Genomic DNA, 24,185 nt, shown 5'->3' with positions numbered 1-24,185 from the left:
ATTTTGATTAGTAGTTGTTTGTATTAATAACTATTACGTTATGATATTATTATTAAATTCAGTTTTATAAAGTTTTCCTGAAGATTTTCGGCACATTTGCTTTTATTAAACGGTCGCAAAGCGGAAAATAAATCGTGAAAAAGTGACTATGCTTAAAATAAGAATAAGCTATAAAATTAACGTTAGTAAGGCTATTCTACAACATTTGACCTACCTAATACGTACTTTAGGATCGAGTAGAGCATAAATGAGGTCAACCAGAATGTTTATGAGAATAAACATCGTAGCAATTACTAAAACAGATCCCATAATTATAGGTAGGTCTAGTGTATTTAAGGCATCAACGATTTCTTTTCCCAAACCATTCCACCCAAAAATATATTCTACAAAAACGGCTCCCGCTAGCATCGAAGCAAACCAACCCGAAACAGCGGTTACTACGGGATTCAAGGCATTTTTAAGGGCATGGCGCCACACAATTTGCCATTTATTTAAGCCTTTTGCCTGTGCCGTACGTATATATTCCTGATTGTAAACCTCTAAAAGCGAATTACGCATTAATTGAATGACAACAGCTAATGGCCGAATGCCTAAAACTATAGCGGGCAATACTATATTTTTCCACTGTATAGTAATGGCTTCGCCAAAATCATCCATCTCATAAAGGCTTCCTGTCATATTAAGATTTGTATACTTGTGAAGTACATATCCAAAAAGCCATGCAAATAGAATGGCGCTAAAAAAACTGGGTACACTCATTCCCAGTGTACTTATTACTTGTATTAATTTGTCTAACCAGGTATCACGAGCATTGGCAGATACGATTCCTAAAAAAATACCCAATAGTATGGCAAGTGTAATTGCACTCACTGCAAGAACTATAGTATTTGGTAGCGTTTCTGAAATAACTTCAACAACGGTTTTTCCTGTTTTTTGAAACGACTCTCTTAAGTAGGGTACTTTTAAAACTAAAGCGTGAACACGTGAGGATATGAGTGTGGTATAGGTGTATTTACTAGATGTTAAACTGGTATAATTTGTACCTGATTTATTGTGTATTGAGATAGGAGATAAATCATTTAAATAGTACCCATACTGCGTTAATATGGGTTGATCAAAACCATATTTATGCTTAATAATCGCCAGTTGCTGAGGATCTTCATTTTGATCAAGCATCATACGCGCAGGGTCTCCCGGAAGCACGGTAAATAACAAAAACACCACAGTAACTACTCCAAATAGAGTAAGCAGGGCATAACCAATTTTATTTAGGATATAAGAAATCAGAGCGTTTTAATATCAGATAATTTTAATGCTTTATAACTAGTATTTTTGGCCATTAAATCTGCAGCATATTCTTCTATAGTACGTGTAAAACCTGCTGCAGCACGTCTTTCATTTACAGATTCAGGGTCTTTTATTGGCCAAATGAAAAAGCCGTTTGCCGCTGTAATCTGAGCTTGAGTTCCGTACAGTTGTTCCTTGTGTAGCTGCATAAGATACTTGTCTTCTAAGGCAGCGACTTGAGTCATTGGGATTTCTCCCTGAGCCGCAGCTTTTTTAAAAAGATCTAGATATTCTTCTATCTGAATAGGATTGTGCTGTATCACTTCAAGAGCGATAAGATTTGTAGGTTCGCCTACTAATGACTTTCCGGGATAGCCGTAATTATCTAAAATCGTTTTAATAATTTTTAGATTACTGGTGTCTATCATGCGCTGTTTTTTCCAAAGATCACCAGTGTAATCTTCTTTAGCAATACCTAACTCCTGCGCAAGTTTTTCACGTTTATCAGGATCTGATTCCTGTAATAAGGGGCGATACAATTGGTCATAGCGCGAGATGCTGTCTAATTTGTTTTTTAATTCTAAATTGAGAGTAGATTTTGCAGTCGGTAAAACTTCAAGATCAATTTCTTTAGCATCGTTCCAGTGTTTTTTTTGAAGAATTGTACTATTATGTAACTTCAAAATACCGGGATTACTGCGTATAATTGTTTTTAAAACGGTAGCGTCTGTAAAGTAAAAATCAAAATTTATATTTTGTTTTTCTTTGAGATCATTAACCTCATTTTCGCCCGAAGATGTAAGACCAATTACGGTATAACCCTTTTTTAATGCGTCGTTTGTGAGTTCCTTAATAACCGGCCAGCCATTCCATTCTGTTTTATTAATATCGTACGCTATAATTACGATGAGATTGGGTGTGTTTAGAAAATCTTCAGTATAATTCTCACCTTCTTTTTCTATTGTAAAATCGTGTATAGGTGGTACATAACCTTGTGAAACAACTTCGGTATCTACACCTAGAAATGTTCCTTCAGAAGAAGGGTATTCTCCTTGAGTGGTAATAATTTTTTGAGAACCATTAACGTCAAATTTCCAGTGGTAGTCAAAAACGGCTTTCTCAGCACCCTCAGGAATAGCCATTCCTTCCTGAATATTTACACCTACTTTATACGCTCTAAAGTCAAAAACCGGAAGGTGCATTAAAACATAGTATCCAAAACTTAAGCATCCTATAAATGTGGCAAAGATGACAATAGACCTGCCGAAATTAGAAAAGAAAGGCTGAATGTGTTTTAGATTGAAAAACAAAAACAAAATAAGAATTAATAAAACTACATCTTTTGAAAAAGACTGCCAGGGGGTAAGCGGTAACGCATCTCCAAAACAACCACAGTCTGTGACCTTATTAAAATAGGCAGAATAGAAGGTAAGGAAGGTGAAAAACAAGATCATGAGTAATAGAAGCCACATCGTAGGCTTCTTATAATAGCCTATAATTAATGCAACTCCCAGAACCAGCTCAACGATAACTAACAAGATTGCAAGTCCCAGTGCAAACGGACTCAAAAACTCCATATTTAAGACATCTGGAGAGAAGTACTCCTGCAGCTTAAAAGAGAATCCTACAGGATCATTGAGTTTAATAAATCCTGAAATTATAAAGAGAATACCTACAAAAATGCGAATTACACCAACTAGTTTTTTCAAATTTTTATTTTTTTGCGGAACCTTCTTCCATTAATATTAAGGCAAATACTGCGTAGTTAAGCATGTCCTGGTAATTTGCATCTATCCCTTCAGAAACCAGAGTTTTACCTTTGTTATTTTCTATTTGCTTTACCCGTAATAACTTTTGTAAAATAAGATCTGTTAATGAACTAATACGCATATCACGCCAGGCCTCGCCATAATCGTGATTTTTATTTTCCATTAGATTTTTAGTGATAGCAACATGTTTATCATACAACTCTAAAGATTCATCAAGATCTAAATCGGGTTGATCTACCACTCCGCGATCTAGTTGTATCAATGCCATTACCGAGTAATTTATAATTCCTATAAATTCTGAAGCTTCGCCTTCATTAACTTTATGAACTGCATTTTGCTGAAGCCCACGTATACGTTGTGCTTTAATAAAAATTTGATCTGTCAAAGACGGAAGTCTCAATATGCGCCACGCACTTCCGTAGTCACTCATTTTTTTAGAAAATAAATTACGACAGGTAGTAATTACCGCATCGTATTGTGTCGAAGTCTGCTTCATTAATATAGTTTAACTACCCGAGGGGCTTTGGTGCTTCAATTGTATCTGAATGTATATTTCTTGAAGTCTATAGATAATGATTCAAGAAAGAGGCTCATTCATTTTGCGTAAATTTCGCCTAAAATAAGCAATCTAAAAAAACATAGTACATTTTCATGAAAAGCATTAACTGTAAAGGAACACTTATAGATCTTTCAAAACCGAAAGTGATGGGAATTCTTAATGTTACCCCAGATTCTTTTTTTGATGGAGGTAATTACTCTAGTGATTCTAAACTATTGAATCAAACAGAAAAAATGCTAAAAGAAGGTGCTACTTTTATTGATGTAGGAGCATACAGTTCTAGGCCGGGTGCTACAGATATTTCTGTAGATGAAGAGCAAAAACGTCTATTACCCGTTATAGAGTCTATTTTAAAACATTTTCCTGCAACCCTAATTTCTATAGATACCTTTAGGGCTGAAGTGGCGCGCAAAGCAATAGATGCAGGTGCTGCAATAATAAATGATATTTCCGCAGGGATGCTCGATGAGCAAATGCTTACTACAATTGCAGACTTACAAGTGCCTTACATTATGATGCATATGAAAGGTACTCCGCAAACAATGGCAGGTCTTGCGCATTATGATGATGTGCTCACAGAAGTGCTCTTTTATTTAAGTGAACGGGTAGCCGCTGCTCGAGAATTAGGTGTTAATGACCTTATTTTAGACCCTGGATTTGGTTTTGCTAAAACTAGTAGTCATAATTTTGAACTTTTAAATAATGCTGAAAAGTTTGAAATAACGGGTCTACCTTTTCTAATTGGTATTTCCAGAAAAGGAATGATTTATAAAACACTTGGCATTTCTGCTGCGGAAGCTTTAAATGGTACAACGGTTCTTAACACTATCGCTTTGCAAAAGGGAGCTTCTATTCTGCGGGTACACGATGTGAGAGAAGCCGTGCAGGCTATAAAATTACTAGAGGTACTTTCAAATTAAATTGGAATCTTTACTAAGTACACTTATTTCTTGAGTTAGGACGGGTTTCTATATTCTCCATTTTATAGGTTGGTTATGTATCTTCGCTGCATTAAAAAAGGTTTATGAGTATTGTTTTTATTTTGGTGGGTCTCACGCTGCTGGTTATAGGAGGTGAGTTTTTAGTTAGAGCTTCAGTGGGCTTATCTTTTAAGCTTAAGCTGTCTAAAATGGTAATAGGCTTAACGGTTGTTTCGTTTGCCACCTCGTCTCCAGAATTATTAGTTAGTTTACAGGCAGCGTTAGACGGTTCGCCAGATATCGCTTTGGGCAATGTAATAGGGAGTAACATCGCAAACATTGCGTTGGTTTTAGGGCTTACGGCTATTATTTCTACATTAGGAATAGATAATGATTTCTTTAAATTTAACTGGCCTGTTATGGTTTTGTTTTCTTTAGGACTTTATCTGGCACTTATGAATGACCGTACAATCTCAAAGCTAGAAGGATTTATTCTACTGGTATCTTTAGTTTTTTACCTTATTATTTTAATACGTAGGGCAAAAAAGTCACAAGCGACTCAAGAAGGGCAAAATGACGAAATTGATGCCGGTCTCTCTAAAACCTCCTATTTTAAAATTACAGTTTGGTTACTTATTGGTGCTGTAGCTTTATATTTTGGATCAGAGTGGTTAGTACAGGGGGCTAAAGAATTAGCAGAATCTGTAGGGATAAGCGACTATGCAATTTCAGTAACTGTTATTGCAATAGGTACGAGTGTGCCAGAGCTTGCGGCTTCAATCATAGCAGCTTTAAAGAAGGAGAAAGCAATCTCGTTAGGAAACCTCATAGGGTCTAATATTTTTAATATCGCTTCAGTATTAGGATTAACGGCAGTGATCACTCCTATCCCGGTAATTGATGATCGAATTTTAGATACTAATATGTTTTGGTTATTAGGTTTTGCCATTATTCTTCTGCCGCTGGGATATCTTCCCTTACGATTAGAATTAAACCGCTGGAAAGGGTTTATTCTGTTTGCTGCCTATTGCGTGTTTATAGGTTTAGCTTTCAGTTAAAGGTTCTTTTCAATATACAGCATAAAAAAGCCCGCAATAAGCGGGCTTTTATTTTATATAGAAAACTTACTATAATTTAGCTTCAGCTCCTTTTACAGTTTTAACAATTCTACCGGCAATACGGTATGGGTCACCGTTAGAAGCAGGACGACGATCTTCTAACCATCCTTTCCAACCTCTTTCAACAGCAATAATAGGAATACGTATAGACGCTCCTCTATCTGATACACCATAAGAGAAATCGCTTATAGAAGCAGTCTCATGTTTCCCGGTTAAACGCTGATCGTTAAACTCGCCATAAACTTCTATATGCTCTTTAACTACAGGTCTAAATGCTTCACAAATCGTGTCATAAACATCTTTAGAACCGGCAGTTCTCAATGTTGTGTTTGAGAAGTTTGCGTGCATTCCAGAACCATTCCAGTCACCTTTAATAGGTTTTGGGTGGAATTCTATATAATACCCGTAATCTTCAGTTAAACGTTGTAATAAGTAACGCGCTACCCAAATTTCGTCTCCTGCCTTTTTAGCACCTTTAGCAAAAAGTTGGAACTCCCATTGGCCACTTGCAACCTCCTGGTTGATACCTTCAAAGTTAAGACCCGCATCGATACATAAATCTGCGTGCTCTTCTACAAAAGCTCTACCATGTGTGTTTTTACCACCTACAGAACAGTAATACATACCTTGAGGACCAGGATAACCACCTACAGGGAATCCTAAAGGAAGTTGTGTGTTTTTATCCATTATAAAATATTCCTGTTCAAAACCGAACCAGAAATCATTATCGTCATCGTCAATTTGTGCTCTATAGTTAGACTCGTGTGGAGTACCGTCTGCATTTAGAACTTCAGTCATTACTAAATAACCGTCTCTGCGTGCAGGATCAGGATATATAGCTACGGGCTTTAGCAAGCAATCAGAAGATCCACCTTCAGCTTGCTTAGTTGAAGAACCGTCAAAAGACCATACTGAACAATCTTCTAGTTTTCCACTAAAATCATCTTCAACTTTGGTTTTGCTTCTTAGATTGGCAGTAGGATGATATCCATCTAACCAGATATACTCTAATTTTGATTTGCCCATAATAAAATTAATTTTAAATTTTTTGAATTAAACTAATAACAAATATAACAAATCTTTAATATCTAGCATTTCAATTTTAGGGGGTGTGTAGTTAAAATTGATTGAATAAATTTAATTTACCCCCTATGATGTAGGGGTGTATTGCGGAATTATATATTTTTACCCTCTAGAATTTTTAAATTCATAAAAATCTATCAAAAAATGAATACTTTACGATTTTTTGCTCTTAAAGAAAGTCTTTCGAGAAAACCAGTTTTTATTGAAGAAAGTGAAAGAAGATCAGCGCTTTATGGTAAACATGTCTTTGGTAAGAATGCAATGCGCCAGGTTCTTTCTGTAGATGCCTTTGAGGCGGTGCAGGATGCTGTAAATACAGGTTCTAAAATTGATAGATTAATGGCAGATAGTATAGCCGCAGGAATGAAGCAATGGGCTATAAGTCTTGGAGCTACACATTATACACACTGGTTTCAACCATTAACAGGAGCTACTGCAGAAAAGCACGATGCTTTTTTTGAAAGTTTGCCTGACGGAAGTGCTATAGAAAAATTTGAAGGAGCAAAATTAGTTCAGCAAGAGCCAGATGCGTCTTCGTTTCCACATGGGGGAATTCGTAATACCTTTGAAGCTCGAGGGTATACAGCCTGGGATCCTACTTCCGCAGCCTTTATTTTAGATACTACCTTATGTATTCCTACCGTATTTGTTTCTTATACAGGAGAGGCCCTAGATAATAAAACTCCTTTACTAAGAGCACTTAATGCAATTGATACATCAGCGACTGAAGTTGCTAAATATTTTAATAAAGGCGTTACCAAGGTGACTGCAACTCTAGGTTGGGAGCAGGAATATTTTCTTATAGATTCTGCTTTGGCTGCTTCACGCCCAGATATTATGCAAACCGGTCGCGCATTATTAGGTCACGCTCCCGCGAAAGGACAGCAATTAGACGATCATTATTTTGGGTCTATACCGTCAAGAGCATTAAATTTTATGAAAGATCTGGAGCAACAATGTATGCTGCTGGGTATTCCTGTTAAAACCAGACATAATGAAGTTGCTCCAAACCAATTTGAGCTTGCTCCGATTTTTGAAGAAGCCAATCTGGCTGTAGATCACAATTCGTTAATTATGGATTTGATGGCGCGTGTTGCAGAGCGTCATAAATTAAAAGTTCTTTTTCACGAGAAACCCTTTGAAGGCATTAACGGAAGTGGAAAACACAATAACTGGTCACTGGCTACAGATACGGGTGTAAACCTGTTAAGTCCGGGAAGCACCCCTATGAAGAATTTACAGTTCTTAACGTTTTTTATAAACACAATAAAGGCGGTGCAGGATTATGAGGAATTGCTAAGAGCTTCAGTAGCATCGGCATCTAATGATCACAGGCTGGGAGCTAATGAAGCGCCGCCCGCAATAATGTCTGTTTTTATTGGAAAACAATTAACTAAGGTTCTTGACGAACTTGAAAAAGTATCTGACGGAAAATTGTCACCTCAGGAAAAGACAGATTTAAAACTGAATGTAGTAGGTAAAATTCCTGAAATTTTACTGGATAATACAGATCGTAACCGTACCTCGCCTTTTGCGTTTACAGGAAATAAATTTGAGTTTAGAGCTGTAGGATCTACCGCAAATTGCGCTAAGCCAATGGTCGTATTAAATACCATAGTTGCTAAACAATTAAAAGATTTTAAGATTGAGGTAGACTCGCTTATAGATAAGAAAGGAATGAAAAAAGACGATGCCATTTTTAATATTCTTAGAGAATATATAAAGGCATCTAAGAAAATTCGTTTTGAAGGAGATGGTTACAGTCCAGAGTGGGAGTCTGAAGCTAAAAAGCGAAAATTAAGTAATAACCGAACCACGCCTGAGGCTCTAGATATTCAACTTTCAAAAATCACTACATCATTGTTTGAAGAGATGGAGGTTATGAATGCGGTTGAACTGAAAGCACGTCATGAGATAGAACTCGAAGAGTATGTGAAACGTGTTCAAATAGAAAGTAGAGTTCTAGGTGATATGGCAAGAAATCATATAATTCCTACAGCAATTAGATATCAGAATTTACTCATCGAGAATGTTAAAGGTTTAAAAGAAATTTTTGAAGCAGACTATAAAATTATAGCGATAGAGCAGATTAAAATTATTGAGCAAATCTCTACGTATATCAAACAAATTAATGAGGGTATTACAGCAATGATAGAAATACGTAAAAAAGCTAATCAATTAGGAATGAAAGAGCGGGCTTCTATGTACAAAGATTCTGTAATTCCTTTTTTTAAAGAAATACGTTATGCCTCAGATAAATTAGAATTATTAGTCGAAGATAAATTATGGCCTCTTGCTAAAAACAGAGAATTATTGAATCTTCGTTAAGATCTCAGTCTTGTTTTTAACACATTTACGTAAATAAATTGTTACCTGAATAATTCTTTCCTACTTTTTGCGTAGGTAAAAGATTACACTTTTTTTTCTTCGAGATAAAAGGGTGTTTTTCCCTTTTCAGCCGCTAGCCCACTATTTACAGGGCTTTTCTAGCTATAACGATTTCGATAGGTGTAGCTTTCATCGAAAAGTTATAGAAATCATAAAATCAGCACTTTAGTTTTTCCTAATTTAGCCTTGCGTTGAAACCAAAAAAGGATAATGCTGATAGAAATTCTTCGCAACCCTATATCTCCTAAATTATTGTTTTGGTTATTTAGATCACCCCTTGATCGTAAACTGAAACTCGTTGTTAAGTATATTATTAACCATTCTATATATTATTAATTTAAAACTTTCTATTATGAAAAAAGTTGTACTAAGCGTCGGAGCGCTAATGTTGGGAGTTGTCGCTTTTGCGCAGAATAATACTGGTACCAGTATTCAGGAAGGCTCAAACCAAATGATTAAGGTACGTCAGGTAGGTGAGATCAACAATACTGATGTGAATCAGGATGGAGATGGAAATTACACATCTGTTCTTCAAACAGGTCTTAACGGCCCATCAGTTTCAGATCCAGGAGGTCTAGGGAATGATGCACAGGTTATGCAAGATGGTGTAACTAACAAATCTTACACCACACAAGATGGTGATGAAAATAACGCATCTACAGATCAATTAGGTACCGATAACTATTCTGAAATTCAACAGGGTGTAGGATATGCGGTAGGAAATGTTGCAGATGTTATACAAGATGGTGAGCGTAATGCAGCCATTACCCGTCAATTTTTTGACGATAACAAAGCTTTAACTACTCAAATAGGAAATGATAACTATGCTGATATAAATCAAAATGCAGCTCCTAACGATGCTAGTGCGCCGGGAACAGGAGATCGTAATGATGCAACTATTTTTCAGGATGGAGACATGAACCAATCGTTCATACGTCAAAATACTGTTGACAATGTTCTGGGAGGTAATGTTGCAGTTGCTCAGGTTGAAGGAAATAATAACTATTCAGATCAATTTCAGGAAGGTCAAGAGAATGAGGCTTTTGTAAATCAAGGAAACGAAGGTGTATTAGATGCATTAACACCACCAACTTCATGGGTTTCTTTAGCTAGTGGTAATGTAACATCACCTATTTTAGAGTCTAATGGTGCAGGATCTACAAATGCTAAAGCTTTCCAGATTCAGGACGGTACTGGAAACAGAGCTGAAGCCCATCAGTTTGGTAGTGGTACTGCCGGAGGAGATATTAGTATTCAAAGTCAAGTAGGTTCTGAAAACATTTCAAGAGTTTTTCAGAATAATGACGGAAATGTTAATGGTGATGGTAACTATGCAGATGTTGAACAAGACGGTTCTGATAACGTAAATTTCACGTTGCAATGGGGAAGAAATAATGACGCATTTCACAAACAAGAAGGGACTGCAAATATTTCAGAATCTTTCCAAAGATGGAATGGAAACTATCTTGATGTATACCAAAATGGTACTGCAAACCAGGCAGATGTTACGCAATTTGGTATAGATGGATCAGTAGTTATTTCTCAATATGGAACAGGAAACCTTTTCGCTGCAGAGCAAAACGGATTTAATCCAGGAGGAGGGAGTAATAATCAGGTTAATGTTTTACAACAAAACGCTGGTATGACAAATGTACAGGACCCTACTGTTCTTACAAGAGATATTCCTTCTATGCGTACTCAACAAACACTAAGATCTGATATGGATCTCAATAACTAATTAAATAATAATAGATAAACATCGGTTCTTTTTAAACCGATGTTTTCTTTTAAAAGAAAATTAACCATTCTATATATTAATAATTAAAACATTCTATTATGAAAAAAGTAATTTTAAGTGCCAGCGCACTCCTTATGGGTGTAGCCGCATTCGCACAAAGCAATACTGGTACCAGTATTCAGGAAGGCTCTAACCAGATGATTAAAGTACGTCAGGTAGGAGAAATCAATAACACAGATGTTAATCAGGCGGGCGATGGTAACTACGCGTCTGTTCTTCAAACAGGGCTTAATGGTCCTACTGTTTCTGATCCGGGGGGAATGGACAATGAAGCTCAGGTAATGCAGGATGGAACAACGAACAAATCGTATACCACGCAAGACGGTGATGAAAATGAAGCTACCACAAATCAAACTGGTATCGATAATTATTCAGAAATTCAACAAGGTGTAGGATACGCTGTAGGTAATGTCGCTGAAGTTATTCAGGATGGGGAAGGCAACGAGGCATTTACACGTCAATTTATTGATGATAATAATGCTTTGACTACTCAGATGGGTAATTTGAATTACGCTGATATTCGCCAGAATGCAGCTCCTAATAATGCCAGTGCACCGGGAACAGATGATCGTAATGATGCTACTATTTTCCAAGATGGAGACATGAACCAATCATTCATTCGTCAAAATACTGTTGATAATGTTTTAGGTGGTAATGTAGCTCTTGCGCAAGTAGAGGGAAATAGTAATTATTCTGATCAGGTTCAGGAAGGTCAAGAGAATAATGCTACTGTAAATCAAGGGAACGACGCTGTTTTGAACGCAGGTTACTATGATCCTAATTCTTTTGGATGGGGTACTGCAAGTGGAACATTTATATTTCCAGTTTTTGGATCTAACGGTTCAGGATCTGAAAATGCTAAGGCTTTTCAAGTGCAAGATGGAACTAACAACTTAGCTCAATCTCATCAATTTGGTAGTGGTAATTCAGGTGGTGATATTTCAGTTCAAAATCAAGTGGGATCTAACAATGAGTCTCTTGTTTATCAAAACAACTTAGGTAGCGCTAATGGAGATGGTAACTATGCAGATCTTGATCAGGATGGAGATGGCAACTTAGCATCTGCTATTCAGTGGGGTAGCAATAATGATGCGTATCATAAACAAGAAGGAAATTCTAATAACTCTCAATCTTTTCAAAGATGGAATAATAATTATGTAGATCATTTCCAAGATGGTGCTAATAACTTTGCGGTTTCAACTCAATTTGGTATAGGTGGTTCATCTGTAATCTCTCAATATGGTTCAGGTCATAACTTCTTTGCAGATCAAAATGTATCGAATCCAGGAGGCGGTAGTAATAATCAAGTAAATGTTTTACAACAGGATTCAGGTATGACAAATGCACAGGATGCTACAATATTAACTAGAAATACTCCTGCAATGAGAACTCCACAAACTCCAAGAACTGATATGGATCTTAATAACTAGTAAGAGTTTTTAATTAATTATAAATTATAAAACCTAAGGGGATTGATAGAATATTAATCCTCTTAGATTTTATTTTAAATCAGAAGCTTATGTATTACAAGTATATTTTATTAAATTGTTTACTAATGCTTTCATTTCAAGCTATTAGTGCTCAAAATTATATAAGTAATCCCAATGTAGAGGAGAAAATTTTAGAAGGAAGCATGCTCAATCAAGAAGCATTAAATCTTGTAGGTTTATTTAATGATACAAATTCTAGAAATACTGAACTTAACAATAATGAGATTTATATTAAACAAATAGGGAGTTATAATCTGACCAATATTAATATCACTAGCAAGGCAAGTGATATTAGTGTTACTCAGAATGGTAATGACAATGATGTGAATCTAGAATATAATGTTAATACGGCAATTTCAGAATTACAACAATTAGGTAACCGTAATAGTATTACAGATTTTGTGTTGGATCCATCCGCAGATATTTCTCTTGATCTTATACAAAATGGTAATGATCTAAGCTTTGAAAGACAGGGAGTCAATGATTTAACTAAGTCACTTAAATTTAGACAAAATGGATTTTCCCAATCCCTTATCGTAAGGAGTATAGATTAAATGCAAATCGTATCTAACATAATAGTATATAAAAAATCAATTTTATTTTTGATTTTTTGTGTTTTAACCAATCCAGTAATAGGACAATTTTTAAATAAAGAAATTGAAGCAAAAATTATCGTAGATCAAAACAGTGAATTTTTTACAATAAGAGCAATTGCAGAAAACAAAACTTTTGCAGATCGAAGTTTACAATATGAGTTTTCAGCATTTAAAAGCGATTCTTTAAAAAAGATTTCTAAAAATACACAGGAGGGACGCTTTGTGATAGGAGCTAATGAAAAAAAAGAATTAGCAGAATCAATTTTAAATTCTTCAGAACGTAACAGGGTAATTATCCTATTAGTTATTTATGATGAAAATAAAAAACCACTTGGACAAGACCGGGTAGTTTTTAATGATATTGAAGAAAACGAAGAGTTAACAATTTCTAGACCTGTTCCAGAATCTAGTAAAATTGAAATATCTAAAGAGACATCTTTGAGTCAAGATGGTTTTGAAATAGAAGGCTTAATTATTGAAAATAGCATAACCAAAGTGGGGCGTGATTTTTATCAATTATTTTATTCAAAATATTTCTTATCAGGATTAAAATCAAATAAAAATATTATCATCACTGAAAGTCCAGGTAGAAGCAGAAATACAAGGATTTCAATAAAAGTAGATAATCAATTAGTATGGCAATTTTTTTCAAATCCATCTAGAGATTATTTAGAACGACAAGCAAATGCAACACTTAATAGTGTTCTGCAGCAGCTTCAAAATCTTGAACGTATTAAAGACGAGTTTATTAGATATTAGTATGAAGAAAATTATTTACATTATATTCTTGGCTTTTAGCTTTAGCTGTTACTCACAGCAATTTTCTTATAAGCCCCTTAATCCCGCTTTTGGAGGGGACACCTTTAATTATAACTGGCTATTAAGTTCAGCAACATCCCAAAATGCTTTAACTGCAAAACAAAGTGCTAATGAAACTCAATCAGATCTAGAGCGCTTTGGCGATAATTTAAATAGGCAGATTCTAAGTCAAATATCACGATCTCTGTTAAACACGCAAATTGCAGGTATCGGCGACTTTCAAGAACCCGGAACTTTCACTTTTGGCAATCTTAACGTAGAAGTCTTTGAAGGAGAAGAAGGTTTAACCATTAATATTTTAGATACATCAACAGGAGAACAAACTCAGGTCATAGTCCCCTATAATTAATTACAACAATATGAGACATTTTATACGCTTTGCTATTTTGCTAGCCGTATTTAGCCTGCATTCTTGCGGAGCCTTTTTTAATCAACCCTTAGATCAAACACCTTCCCATTCTGGAGAATTTTCAAAATCAACTAGATCCCTTCTTGATTTACCTGCAGCCCAGGATCCTGTTGAGGTAGCAGTGTATAACTTTAGAGATCAAACAGGGCAGTATAAAGCTGTAGAAAATGGTAGCACATTTAGTACTGCCGTTACACAAGGAGGGACTACCATTTTGCTTAAAGCTTTAGAAGATTCTGGATGGTTTATTCCTATTGAAAGAGAAAATTTAAGCAATCTTTCAACTGAAAGAAATATTATAAGAAATACAAAACAGGAATATATAAAAAATTTAAATCCTAATGAACCTCCATTACCCCCTCTAAAATATGCTGGAGTAATTCTTGAAGGAGGTATTGTTTCTTATGATACAAATATAATAACAGGAGGTATTGGTGCACGATATTTTGGGTTAGGAGGTTCTGCTAAATACCGGCAGGATCGTATAACAGTTTATTTAAGAATGGTTTCTACAAGTAACGGAGAGATTTTAAAAACGGTATATGTTTCTAAAACAATTCTATCTCAAGCTCTTGATGCTAATTTTTTCAGATTTGTTAAATTTCAACGCTTATTAGAAGCAGAAATGGGGATTACTCAGAATGAGCCTGTTCAAATTGCAGTTCAAGATGCTATTGAGAAGGCTGTGCGCGCATTAATTATAGAAGGTGTAGAAAGTGGTTATTGGTCTGCAAAAGGTGGGAAAGCTGTAAATGAAGAGTTGGTTCTAAACTATAATGAAGAAAAAGAACTAGAACAATCTGCACGATTATACGAGCGAACATTTTATGAGCCAAAATTTAATGACGCCTTAGACGTAACATTTGCAGCTACACTATTTGATGGGGATTATACCGAAAAACGGATAGGGCCTATGGCAAAGCTGGGTTACAGCCATTATTTTAATAAAATTATAGGTTTCAATTTGAATGCAGGAGTATTTCAGTTTAAAAGCGGAAGTACTTACGAAGATGTTTATGGAAGTATCGATCTCAACGCTCAATTTAGATTACTTCCTAATGATAAGCTTTCTCCATATTTATTTGCTGGTGGAGGTATTATCTTAGGATTTAGCGATTCTAAACAGGCCTTAAATTCTAAAAAGACAAGTGGCAAAATTCAATATGGAGCAGGAATCGAATACTCGATTATGCCTAAACTAGGAATTAAGATTTTTGCAGAAAACAATATCACTTTTACAGATGAAATAGAAGGTGTAGTGAATGGTAAGAGAGATGATTTTTATTGGAATTTTGGTTTAGGTCTTAATTATTACTTCAATCTTAAATCTAAGAAACAAAATTAGTACAATAATAAAGTATTAAACAGCTTTTATTTATGAGAAATATTATATATATATACATTCTTTTTATAGGCATTTTTTCTATAGGGTGCAGTGAAGATACAATTAGTGAAATAGGAACTGGTAAATTAGCAGGTACAGTTGTAGGACAAAGTTCAAATATCCCTCTTGCAAATGTCAAAATCTCTACAAACCCGGCGTCAAGTACTACATTTTCTGATGATGAGGGCAATTTTCAGTTAGATGAAATCTCTTCAGGTTCATATTCTGTTCAAGCTGAACTAGAAGGTTATGCCACAGCTTTTGAAGCAGCTGCGGTAACAGTAGGAGGGATAAGCAATGTTGTTTTTGAATTAAAAACAGCTTCAGATAATAACAAGTCTCCTTTGACGCCAAATTTACTGTATCCAGAAGATGGTGATATAATATTTACATCTGATATAGAGTTTGTATGGTCTTCTGCATCTAGTGATAATGATGATATATCCTATATCTTACAGTTAAGAAATGGCAGAACTAATAGTTCTGAAATATATACAATTGTAAATGATACTACATTTAGTGTGTCTAACTTAGAATTAGGAACTAGTTATTTTTGGCAGATAGCAGCAGATGATTCAATAAACGATAAAGTTCAAAGCTCTATAAGCCAGTTTCAAACAGATTTAAACGAAGATTTTAACTTCTTATTTACACGCCTTCAAGATGGTAACTCTGTCATATATGCTGGATCTTCTAAGGACTTTGGAGTCGAATTTCAGGTTACATCTAGTTCTACTAATAGTTTTAGGCCCAGAAAAAATTTAGACGTCAATAAAATGGCCTTTTTAAGAACTTCTGGAGGGGTGACTAATATATTCACTGCTAACTTAGATGGTACAGATTTAAAACAAATTACCTCATCCATACCTGTAAATGGCTTCAGATTAGACGAAATAGATTTCGCGTGGGCAGTAAATGGTTCTAAAATTTACTATCCTAGTTTTGATAAACTTTATAGCGTTGATGCTACAGGAGGAGGAACAAAACTTATTTATCAAACCACAGATGGTAGTTTTATAACCGAGGTGAGTACTACAGATTTTAACAATAATGTGATAGCACTCAAAACAAATAATTCTAATGGATATGGGGTTAAAATTTTTACCTTAAACCTAAGTACAAAAATTATAGAACGTACAATTCTTGAAAATGTTAATGGCGCAGCAGGAGGATTAGGTTTAAATGCTAATGCTTCGCAATTAATTTATTCTAGAGATATTAGTGGATCTGAAAACGACCAATATCGTATTTTTCAAAGTAGATTATTTTTATATGATTTTAACACGGGCCTATCAACCCAATTAGAGACAGATGTAGCTTTAGGAGAGAATGAACTTGACCCTATATTCTCTCCATCTGAAGGTTCTATTGCTTTTACACGAGTAAAAAATAATATAGGAGCGACTCCTTCTATTTATAATTATATTTTTAATGATAATTCTGGAGACGAGGATCAACTCTTATTTTTAAACGCAGCAATGCCAGATTGGGAAGAATAATTTAATTAACTAATCAACCTTAAGAACGTCCTGAAATTTCAGGACGTTTTTATTTCTTACTTTTGCCAAATAATTAACAAGAATGAGTCAGGAGATTTCTAAAAGGTACGCGGGTCGTGGTGTTTCGGCTGGTAAAGAAGATGTGCATAACGCAATTAAAAATGTAGATAAAGGGTTGTTTCCACAAGCCTTTTGTAAAATTGTTCCAGATTATCTTACGGGTAGCGATGAGCATTGTCTTATTATGCATGCAGATGGCGCAGGTACAAAATCTTCATTAGCCTACATGTACTGGAAAGAGACTGGTGATATTTCTGTGTGGAAGGGAATTGCCCAGGATGCATTAATTATGAATGTTGATGACCTGCTTTGCGTGGGAGCAACAGATAATATTTTGCTTTCCTCTACTATAGGTAGAAATAAAAATCTAATTACGGGAGAGGTTATTTCTGCAATTATTAATGGTACTGAAGAGCTTATTGAAGACTTGAGCAATCACGGCGTTACCATTAAAAGCACAGGTGGTGAGACGGCAGATGTAGGTGATCTTGTACGTACAATTATCGTAGACTCTACGGTTACTGCGAGAATGAAGCGAGAAGATGTTGTAGATAATGCCCATATTAAACCTGGTGATGTAATTGTTGGCCTGGCAAGTTTTGGCCAGGCTACTTATGAAAAAGAATATAATGGAGGAATGGGAAGTAATGGTCTTACTTCTGCACGTCACGATGTTTTTGGTAGTTATTTAGCCGAAAAATATCCTGAAAGTTTTGATCACGCCGTACCCACAGATTTAGTGTATAGCGGTTCTAAAAAACTAACTGATACGATAGAGAATTCATCGCTAAATGCAGGGAAATTAGTTTTATCACCTACACGTACCTATGCGCCTGTCATTAAAAAAATTCTTAAGGAAGTTGATCGCAATTTATTACACGGCATGGTACATTGTAGTGGAGGAGCGCAGACCAAAGTTTTGCACTTCGTTAATAATGTACATATTGTAAAAGATAACCTTTTTGAACTTCCGCCTTTATTTAAACTTATACAAGAGGAAAGTGGCACAAGCTGGAGAGAAATGTATCAGGTGTTTAATATGGGACATCGTATGGAACTTTACGTAGATCCTGCTCTGGCTGAAGAAATCATTGCTATTTCCAAATCTTTTAATATAGATGCTCAGGTTATAGGAAGGGTTGAACCATCAGAATCCAAAAAATTAACAATTAAAAGTACCTTTGGCACGTTTACCTATTAGTAGTAATTAAATAATTTTCGGTTTGTACAAGATTTTTTTCTCCTTAGCGCTATTGTCTGGTTTACTTTTTAATCAAGCACTAACGGCACAGCACGTGGCTTTTCCACTACCTATTAAGAAAAACCTCATTAAAAAACTTACAGACCAAATCATTATTCAAGAACCTACAAACTGGACTGAAATCAACAGAGTAGGTCTAGATTTGAGTGAAGTTGCATTTGTTAATTGGAATTCAGGAGGTAGTAATTCTATTTCAGGATTAGCAGAGCTTGTTATAGAAAGAAATTATAATGATGAGCGCACTAAATGGAGAAATAAACTTTCAGGTAGATTTGGTATAAATAGTCAGGAAGGAAGAGAGATTAGAAAAACCGATGACATGATTGAAATCACGTCTGATTATGGGTATCGCAGGGATACTATTTCTAACTGGTATTATTCTGCTAAGTTTAGATTTGCCTCACAATTTACAAACGGTTATAAATATCCAGATACCAGTGTGCCTATTTCACAATTTATGGCTCCCGGCTATATATTTTTAGGAGTAGGAAGTGAATATGGTAAGCGTATAGATAACCTATCTATATACGCTTCTCCCTTAACTTATAAATCAACATTTGTTTTAGATCAAGATTTGGCAAATAATGGCTCATTTGGTGTTACACCGGCCGTACGTGATGCTGATGGAAACATTATTAAAGAAGGTGAGAATGTAAATAGTGAACTAGGTATTCTCTTACAGAGTGTGTTGAAGGCAAAGCTAATGGAGAATATTAATTTCACTAATTCTATAAATCTTTATACTGATTACTTAAATAGCTTTGGAAACGTAGATGTTGACTGGGAATTAAATTTGAATTTTAAGGTGAATAGTTTTGTATTGGCCAGGTTAGGTTCGCATTTAAAATATGATAACGATATTAAGATTACCGAAACAAATGTTGACGGTGAAGAGATTACAATGGGAGCCAGAACACAATGGAAACAGCAACTAGGTATCGGGGTTATTGTTGACTTTTAAAGAAAAACTCATTTTCTAAAAACCCTCCAGTCTGTTTTATCGTATGTTTATTATTCTCAACTTTTTCTATGATTAAAACATTATGAGTTTTCTAAAGTCCATAAATTCTAAGGATAGAATTTACTTTATACTTTTCGTCGTATTAGCCATATTGGTTAATTTGACCGTTATTGCGTATATGGACTTAGAAACCAGTCGATTAACTCGATTGATTACTGTTTTTGTTTTTTTTATATACTATACTTTAAAACGAGGACTTTTTAATGTTTGGATGCTTTCTGTTCTAGCATTTTTCTTTGTAAAAGATGTGTTTTTTCAGTTTTATGAGGAGGCCTGGGGATATAAACTTTATTTAATATTTGGAACATTAGGCTATTTGACCATTGTTTTAGAGCGTTTACCTAAACTATCTGAAATTAAATTTAAGCCGGGAATTGTTCTTATAACAGCCATTTTAGTGGCAGCTAATACGTATACGCTTTACATTATTATGAATATGGTAAGTTATACCTTTCATGATGGTGTAGAACCTGTGCTTTTATATTTATATGGAGCATCAATGATGCTTCTAGGTGTAGAGGCAATCGCCTATAATAATAAATATAACAGCACACGTTCGTTAATTTATACCTTCTTTGCATTTGGTTTTGTCTTTTCTGACATTGCCGCACTTTTTGCATATTATTTTGGATTCGATATTTTTTATTATTTCGATAGGTTCTTGTTTTTATCTGCTCTGGGTATGTATGTTCATTACAGCCTCAACTATGAGAGTATTAGAGAAGAGTACTTTCAGTATGAGATGATAGATAAAAAATTATAGGTCACCCGGCTTGTCATTTCTATTAACTTTTTCTTTTTTATAGTAAGCATCAGATTTATTTTTCCTGAAAAGTTTTAATATTGATTCAACTGATTAATTTTAAACGATGAAAAATCTTCTGGGCATAGGTTCACGCATAAAACACGATCAATTGGGTCTGGGTGTGGTGACAAACATTACTTCAAAATTGTACTGGGTAACATTTATTGAAAACGGGTTAGAAACGATAGATATTAATTCTGATTTTGAGGTTATTGAAGCGGTTGAGGATGAGGTTGACAGTGTTAGCTTCTATGAAGTCGAAAAAACGCTAAGAAATCTCCTGAAGCAGTATTCAGATATATCAGAGGTTGTTCCTATAGCAGATAAATGGAGAGGAGGCTCGATTACCTTAAATCCCGCTGATCCTAATCTGGCCAATAAAGAAATCCCTATAGATAATTTTTTTCATAAAATTGTTATGGTACGGGATCGCATACGTGTTATGGAGCAAAAAATTAATGCTAGTAAAAACCTGGATGATCAGGAGAAAATAGATTTACAGCAATATATTACGCGTATTTATGGTAGTCTAACCACTTTTAATGTTTTATTTAAAAACAGTACGCAAAATTTTAAAGGAGAAGGTAAATCTAAGTAGCGATAAAAGCTCAGATTAAATAAATTCAGTAAATGGTCTAAGAGAAATTAAAATCTCTTAGACCGTTTTCTAAAAACAATTGGTTTCACCTATTTGTTTTTCAGTTTAAACACTTCTTTTAAAGTCCCTTCAACGGGAGAGTTATCAGCATTTGTTTCCATAATATCTGCCATATAGGCCCACCATTTTTTAACTATGGGGTCATTCGGTAAACGTGCAGTGCTGTGATTTGATTCTAAAATTTGAAAACCAAAAAGAGTACCTGTTTGTTCATCGAGATAGATAAAATATTCCTTAATTCCAGAATTATTAAGAAGTGATTCTAGTTCTGGCCAAATATGATCGTGACGGCGTTTATATTCTTCTTCAAAACCTGGTATCAATTTCATGGTAAATGCGTGAGTCATAAGTTTAAAAGGCTTATTGTTTTTTTAAAATTTATAATTTCTAGTCGTATAGTTTACCTTCGGAAACTGCACTATCTATATAAAGGCGCTAATTTCTTAATTCTACATTAACTTTTGGAGTATCCTTGCTAAATTCAGCATTAAGTACATCCTGAAGGTATCTTAGTTTTTCAGGATTAGTTAAGCTTAAATTCTTAGTTTCAGAAGGATCAATTTCTATATTGTAAAGGGCATAATCAGGTGCACGTTCTAAATGTCTGGTGCGTATTAGCTTAAAAGGTTTGATAATTAAGCTTTCATGTAGATGACCGCGTATGTAAATAGGTTTTGAGCGTTTTACAGTAGTTTGTTTTAAAAGGTGCTGAGCAGGCTCCCCTTCTACAGTAACCGGTATTTTAGTTGTTAATGCCCATTTTAAAAAGGTAGGCATCCAGTCTGTAACATTTATATAATTAGAACTTTCACCTTGTTCGATGTGATTTTTCCAGGATATAATAGCCGGAACCCGTATAGCTCCCTCATAATTTGAAGTTTTAAAATCTCGAAGCGGTAAATTGCTTCCCAGCGTTAAATTAGGTCCGTATTTACCTTCATAGAGTTCGTCTGAAGGAATCCAGTTTTGCTGTGCTCCATTGTCGCTTATAAACAAAACAACAGTATTTTCTATTAGGTTGTGATCATTTAGAGCATTTAGAACCCTGCCAATACCAGAATCCATATGGCTCATTGCAGCTGCGTACGCTCTGCGACTGCTATCTTTTATCACTGTATATTTTTCTAACCATTGTTGAGGCTCTTGCAGGGGTATATGAGGAGCGCTGTATGCTAATTGTAGATAAAAGGGGGTTGTAGTGTTTTGTGCATAAATATAATTGACTGCGGCATTTGTCAAAAGATCTGTTACGTGACCATCTTCAGTAATAAATTTTCCATTTTTATACCAGGTACTATCGCCATTTTTATAGGTGTGTGCGTATTGATCTAGCTGACCGTGCAGAAAGCCATAAGAAGTATCAAAACCATAGGCTTCAGGCCCATTTTCGGGTTTCAAGCCCAAATGCCATTTACCCATTAAAGCGGTTTTATAGTTTAACGCTTTTAAAGACTGCGGAAGAGTTTTAAGAGAGTCTGGCAAACTCAATTCACTGCGCCCGCTAATAGGAGCAACAATGCCCATTCTACTGGCAGGTCTGCCAGTTAAAAAACTAGCACGAGCAGGTGAGCAGGTGGGATAGGTGTAAAACCTATTAAGTTGAAGACCAGATTCTGCAAGGCTGTCTAATGTAGGTGTTTTAATTTCAGAACCATTAAAACTAAAATCATTCCAGCCGGCGTCGTCTGCGATAATTACCAGAAAATTAGGTTTTTCAACTTTTTGAGAATCTTCCGTAACGTCTGTTTTAGTTTTATTTTGACAAGCGCTGAGTACTAGAAACAGCAATGCTGCAGTAAAAAGCTGCAGCATTGTTAGTTTATTAATAATTTTGATTAAGTGTTTAGATTTCAAAGTAATACGCATTTAATTTTTAAGGTCGATTAATCTTTTAATCTCATTTAAGTAAACCTGTTTAGCCTCATCTGTAAGTTGAAAGTAAAACGAACCACCAGAATCTGCTCCAAACCCAAAATAAGTACGAGGGCCTGCAGGAGACTCACCGGCACCTTCATAAAATTCTACATTAGGCTCAAAACGTACATAAAGCATGGCACCACCTTCATCATTATTTGCTTCGCCGGGAGCACTTGTAACCATTACTTTTCCGTTTGTTTGTGTAGCAGTGTAAAGAAGGTTTATAGGGGTGCTTAGCCAGGATAATAAATCATTATTTTCTAGCGTAACGTTTTGAAAAACGGCATCTGTGGGGTCTTCAATCTTAGCCTTCATCACTACCGAAGAAGTTGTAAACGGTACAGGATCACTTGCCTGATTAAACCAATTAATACGACTATTGCGAGATATCCATTGAGAATTTAAAATTAAGGGTACTGTTAATGAATTCCAGGCCGTTTTACTGGTGCCATTAAAATTACCAGAACTACCGGAACGACCTATAATTACTAAATCTGCACCGTTCAATTCATCAATTTTACTTTGATCATTGGGGTCAAATCTACTATGATCATACTTCGTGCTTACAATAAAGCCGTTTGTACGCAACCATTCAATTTGAACATTATCATTTGCACCATTTGCAATAAAATAAATTACCGGAGGTGCAGCAAATGAGGTCTCTGTATAATTAGAATATATGGTATCTATTGCCGTAGGAGTAGGGCGGTAGGCTGATCTATATTTAAGAACAGATTTATTTTTATAATCTGGTATAGAGATCGTATTTAATTTAGCATCTAAATATACATCTTCAGTATCACCATCTAGATTGATATAGGTGATTTCGGTACCTATTATACCGCTGCTAGCGGCTGTAGGACCATATTCTAAATCAAGTTTATTATCTAATAAAAGTCCCGATATTAATTCTCTGTTTAAAGCATTATTTTTAAACTCTTCACCAAAAACGGCAGCCGCACCTTTTAGGATTTTAGAACTTTCACCTGTATTACTAAAAGTTTGAACTTCAAAAGTATATAGGCGTTCTTCAAGGTTTTCAATAAGAGCATTTATAGTATCTGGAGTTGATGTTGCATTTACAGGAATAGACAATGCGCCAGCATCCCAGGTAATTTTTACCTCAGATATGTTCTCATCATCTATGACACCCTTAACAAGTACTCTATTTTCTCCAGACTGAATTTCAAAGAATTTTAATTCTGCCAGAGCATTTGTTTCATCATCAGGACTTAGCAAGTATTGATCGTCAGACTTACAAGAAATACCACTAATGACAATAAAAGTCAAGAGTAGTAGTCGTGTCGAAATTTTTCGTATCAGTTTCATAGTAACTCTTTTATA

Annotated in this window: 21 protein-coding genes; 14 read left to right on the top strand and 7 right to left on the bottom strand. The window is 35.2% G+C overall.

Features of this window, described 5'->3' with window-relative positions; genetic code table 11:
* Positions 1–210: 210 nt before the first annotated feature.
* From ACEN25_RS07160 to ACEN25_RS07150, 3 genes are read right to left on the bottom strand one after another with little or no spacing between them, the layout of a single operon-like run.
* The gene (locus tag ACEN25_RS07160; RefSeq protein ID WP_441802490.1) at positions 211–1,287 is read right to left on the bottom strand and encodes an ABC transporter permease; all 1,077 of its coding nucleotides are present in this window, start codon (positions 1,285–1,287) and stop codon (positions 211–213) included.
* Positions 1,284–2,996, bottom strand: coding sequence for a BT_3928 family protein (locus tag ACEN25_RS07155; RefSeq protein WP_441802329.1), 1,713 nt, complete (start codon positions 2,994–2,996; stop codon positions 1,284–1,286). Before ACEN25_RS07155 ends, ACEN25_RS07160 begins: the two co-directional genes overlap by 4 nt.
* A gap of 4 nt (positions 2,997–3,000) precedes the next feature.
* Positions 3,001–3,552 (bottom strand): DUF1599 domain-containing protein, encoded by a 552-nt coding sequence (locus tag ACEN25_RS07150; RefSeq protein WP_441802328.1) that lies wholly within the window; start codon positions 3,550–3,552, stop codon positions 3,001–3,003.
* A gap of 155 nt (positions 3,553–3,707) precedes the next feature.
* Between ACEN25_RS07150 and folP the strand changes: the two genes are divergently transcribed.
* Both folP and ACEN25_RS07140 read left to right on the top strand, forming a co-directional pair.
* Complete coding sequence (folP, locus tag ACEN25_RS07145; RefSeq protein WP_441802327.1) at positions 3,708–4,535, top strand: dihydropteroate synthase; 828 nt, start codon at positions 3,708–3,710, stop codon at positions 4,533–4,535.
* Between the two features lie 104 nt (positions 4,536–4,639).
* A complete protein-coding gene (locus tag ACEN25_RS07140) occupies positions 4,640–5,593 on the top strand; it encodes a calcium/sodium antiporter (protein ID WP_441802326.1) in 954 nt (317 codons plus the stop codon).
* A gap of 69 nt (positions 5,594–5,662) precedes the next feature.
* On the opposite strand, the gene ACEN25_RS07135 is transcribed toward ACEN25_RS07140, so the two are convergent.
* Entirely contained in the window at positions 5,663–6,679 is a 1,017-nt protein-coding gene (locus ACEN25_RS07135) for a glutamine synthetase beta-grasp domain-containing protein (protein ID WP_441802325.1), read from the bottom strand.
* Between the two features lie 201 nt (positions 6,680–6,880).
* Between ACEN25_RS07135 and ACEN25_RS07130 the strand changes: the two genes are divergently transcribed.
* The 12 genes from ACEN25_RS07130 to ACEN25_RS07075 all read left to right on the top strand — a co-directional run bounded on the left by ACEN25_RS07130 (position 6,881) and on the right by ACEN25_RS07075 (position 20,864).
* Entirely contained in the window at positions 6,881–9,064 is a 2,184-nt protein-coding gene (locus ACEN25_RS07130; protein ID WP_441802324.1) for a glutamine synthetase III family protein, read from the top strand.
* Between the two features lie 412 nt (positions 9,065–9,476).
* The gene (locus ACEN25_RS07125) at positions 9,477–10,862 is read left to right on the top strand and encodes a hypothetical protein (RefSeq protein WP_441802323.1); all 1,386 of its coding nucleotides are present in this window, start codon (positions 9,477–9,479) and stop codon (positions 10,860–10,862) included.
* Positions 10,863–10,960: 98 nt separating this feature from the next.
* A complete protein-coding gene (locus ACEN25_RS07120; RefSeq protein ID WP_441802322.1) occupies positions 10,961–12,352 on the top strand; it encodes a hypothetical protein in 1,392 nt (463 codons plus the stop codon).
* A gap of 125 nt (positions 12,353–12,477) precedes the next feature.
* Entirely contained in the window at positions 12,478–12,966 is a 489-nt protein-coding gene (locus ACEN25_RS07115; protein ID WP_441802321.1) for a hypothetical protein, read from the top strand.
* Positions 12,967–13,767: a CsgE family curli-type amyloid fiber assembly protein gene (locus tag ACEN25_RS07110; protein WP_441802320.1), complete on the top strand. Its 801-nt coding sequence runs from the start codon at positions 12,967–12,969 to the stop codon at positions 13,765–13,767.
* Position 13,768: 1 nt separating this feature from the next.
* Complete coding sequence (locus ACEN25_RS07105) at positions 13,769–14,176, top strand: curli production assembly/transport component CsgF (protein WP_441802319.1); 408 nt, start codon at positions 13,769–13,771, stop codon at positions 14,174–14,176.
* Between the two features lie 10 nt (positions 14,177–14,186).
* Positions 14,187–15,581, top strand: coding sequence for a CsgG/HfaB family protein (locus ACEN25_RS07100; RefSeq protein WP_028376238.1), 1,395 nt, complete (start codon positions 14,187–14,189; stop codon positions 15,579–15,581).
* Positions 15,582–15,613: 32 nt separating this feature from the next.
* Positions 15,614–17,119 carry a carboxypeptidase regulatory-like domain-containing protein gene (locus ACEN25_RS07095; protein WP_441802318.1) on the top strand — a complete coding sequence of 502 codons (1,506 nt, stop codon included), beginning with the start codon at positions 15,614–15,616 and terminating at the stop codon, positions 17,117–17,119.
* Positions 17,120–17,201: 82 nt separating this feature from the next.
* On the top strand, positions 17,202–18,380 hold the full coding sequence (locus tag ACEN25_RS07090) for an AIR synthase related protein (RefSeq protein ID WP_441802317.1): 1,179 nt from the start codon (positions 17,202–17,204) through the stop codon (positions 18,378–18,380).
* A gap of 22 nt (positions 18,381–18,402) precedes the next feature.
* Positions 18,403–19,401, top strand: coding sequence for a DUF3078 domain-containing protein (locus tag ACEN25_RS07085; RefSeq protein ID WP_035899740.1), 999 nt, complete (start codon positions 18,403–18,405; stop codon positions 19,399–19,401).
* Between the two features lie 82 nt (positions 19,402–19,483).
* A complete protein-coding gene (locus tag ACEN25_RS07080) occupies positions 19,484–20,224 on the top strand; it encodes a hypothetical protein (protein ID WP_441802316.1) in 741 nt (246 codons plus the stop codon).
* 106 nt (positions 20,225–20,330) lie between these two features.
* Positions 20,331–20,864: a hypothetical protein gene (locus tag ACEN25_RS07075; protein ID WP_441802315.1), complete on the top strand. Its 534-nt coding sequence runs from the start codon at positions 20,331–20,333 to the stop codon at positions 20,862–20,864.
* An 89-nt stretch (positions 20,865–20,953) separates the two neighbouring features.
* On the opposite strand, the gene rhaM is transcribed toward ACEN25_RS07075, so the two are convergent.
* From rhaM to ACEN25_RS07060, 3 genes are all read right to left on the bottom strand, one after another.
* Entirely contained in the window at positions 20,954–21,271 is a 318-nt protein-coding gene (gene rhaM / locus ACEN25_RS07070) for an L-rhamnose mutarotase (protein WP_441802314.1), read from the bottom strand.
* Positions 21,272–21,359: 88 nt separating this feature from the next.
* Positions 21,360–22,736, bottom strand: a complete 1,377-nt coding sequence (locus ACEN25_RS07065) for a sulfatase-like hydrolase/transferase (protein ID WP_441802313.1) — start codon at positions 22,734–22,736, stop codon at positions 21,360–21,362.
* A 54-nt stretch (positions 22,737–22,790) separates the two neighbouring features.
* The gene (locus tag ACEN25_RS07060; RefSeq protein WP_441802312.1) at positions 22,791–24,170 is read right to left on the bottom strand and encodes a DUF4998 domain-containing protein; all 1,380 of its coding nucleotides are present in this window, start codon (positions 24,168–24,170) and stop codon (positions 22,791–22,793) included.
* Between the last annotated feature and the right edge of the window lie 15 nt (positions 24,171–24,185).

Origin of the sequence: Leeuwenhoekiella sp. W20_SRS_FM14 (genome assembly GCF_052119605.1) — a bacterium.
Lineage (GTDB): Bacteria > Bacteroidota > Bacteroidia > Flavobacteriales > Flavobacteriaceae > Leeuwenhoekiella.
This window is presented reverse-complemented; position numbering and strand designations above follow the sequence as displayed.

Coding starts and splice junctions, on each gene's coding strand:
- ACEN25_RS07135 (WP_441802325.1), bottom strand. CDS start 6,679: ATGGGCAAATCAAAATTAGAGTATATCTGGTTAGATGGATATCATCCT.
- ACEN25_RS07075 (WP_441802315.1), top strand. CDS start 20,331: ATGAAAAATCTTCTGGGCATAGGTTCACGCATAAAACACGATCAATTG.
- ACEN25_RS07060 (WP_441802312.1), bottom strand. CDS start 24,170: ATGAAACTGATACGAAAAATTTCGACACGACTACTACTCTTGACTTTT.
- ACEN25_RS07130 (WP_441802324.1), top strand. CDS start 6,881: ATGAATACTTTACGATTTTTTGCTCTTAAAGAAAGTCTTTCGAGAAAA.
- ACEN25_RS07095 (WP_441802318.1), top strand. CDS start 15,614: ATGAGAAATATTATATATATATACATTCTTTTTATAGGCATTTTTTCT.
- ACEN25_RS07105 (WP_441802319.1), top strand. CDS start 13,769: ATGAAGAAAATTATTTACATTATATTCTTGGCTTTTAGCTTTAGCTGT.
- rhaM (WP_441802314.1), bottom strand. CDS start 21,271: ATGACTCACGCATTTACCATGAAATTGATACCAGGTTTTGAAGAAGAA.
- ACEN25_RS07115 (WP_441802321.1), top strand. CDS start 12,478: ATGCTTTCATTTCAAGCTATTAGTGCTCAAAATTATATAAGTAATCCC.
- ACEN25_RS07125 (WP_441802323.1), top strand. CDS start 9,477: ATGAAAAAAGTTGTACTAAGCGTCGGAGCGCTAATGTTGGGAGTTGTC.
- ACEN25_RS07110 (WP_441802320.1), top strand. CDS start 12,967: ATGCAAATCGTATCTAACATAATAGTATATAAAAAATCAATTTTATTT.
- ACEN25_RS07150 (WP_441802328.1), bottom strand. CDS start 3,552: ATGAAGCAGACTTCGACACAATACGATGCGGTAATTACTACCTGTCGT.
- ACEN25_RS07065 (WP_441802313.1), bottom strand. CDS start 22,736: ATGCTGCAGCTTTTTACTGCAGCATTGCTGTTTCTAGTACTCAGCGCT.
- ACEN25_RS07100 (WP_028376238.1), top strand. CDS start 14,187: ATGAGACATTTTATACGCTTTGCTATTTTGCTAGCCGTATTTAGCCTG.
- ACEN25_RS07140 (WP_441802326.1), top strand. CDS start 4,640: ATGAGTATTGTTTTTATTTTGGTGGGTCTCACGCTGCTGGTTATAGGA.
- ACEN25_RS07120 (WP_441802322.1), top strand. CDS start 10,961: ATGAAAAAAGTAATTTTAAGTGCCAGCGCACTCCTTATGGGTGTAGCC.
- folP (WP_441802327.1), top strand. CDS start 3,708: ATGAAAAGCATTAACTGTAAAGGAACACTTATAGATCTTTCAAAACCG.
- ACEN25_RS07080 (WP_441802316.1), top strand. CDS start 19,484: ATGAGTTTTCTAAAGTCCATAAATTCTAAGGATAGAATTTACTTTATA.
- ACEN25_RS07090 (WP_441802317.1), top strand. CDS start 17,202: ATGAGTCAGGAGATTTCTAAAAGGTACGCGGGTCGTGGTGTTTCGGCT.